This is a genomic window from Bacillus haikouensis, from assembly GCF_013179555.1.
GTDB classification, from domain to species: Bacteria; Bacillota; Bacilli; order Bacillales; family Bacillaceae_B; genus Rossellomorea; species Rossellomorea haikouensis_A.
Genome location: NZ_JABMCR010000635.1, coordinates 1 through 513, shown reverse-complemented (window position 1 = coordinate 513; position 513 = coordinate 1). Strand labels below are relative to the sequence as shown.

Annotated in this window: 1 pseudogene; it reads left to right on the top strand. The window is 41.9% G+C overall.

Going from position 1 to position 513, the window contains the following annotated elements:
• Positions 1-513: pseudogene (locus HP456_RS24800) on the top strand (IS3 family transposase); the annotation flags it as partial.

Here is a 513-nt window from a genome sequence, read left to right as displayed (position 1 = left end):
TTATCGCTGAGAAGGAGAAAGGCAAATTCTCTAGACAGATCTTTGAAGAGGCTGGATTTGATACAGATATAATTGGTATGGCACGTATTCATGCCGCAAGTAAGAGATGGAGTGCTGCTTATAAAAGGAACGGAGTTTTGGGGCTCAATGACACAAGGAAAGGCAATTCCGGGAGACCTAGAGAACGGGAGTTATCCCTTGAAGATAAGAATGCTCGACTAGAAGCTCAAATCAACCTGCTTAAGGCGGAAAATGAACTTCTAAAAAAGATTCGATTCGCGGAAAGGGGGCTAAAGAAGTAGTCCTCTCCCCAAGTCAAAAGTTCTTTCTCATTCGTTCCGTAATACAGAAATATAAGCTCGAAAAAATGGTGAGATACCTTTGTTGGGTCGCAGGAGTTTCCAGAAGTGCCTATTATAAATACTACTCTCGCGAGTCTCAAGAGCGTAGAAAACAACGGGAAGCAAGGGATGAAGAACTGAAAGAAATCATCTTAAAAGCATTCCGTCATAA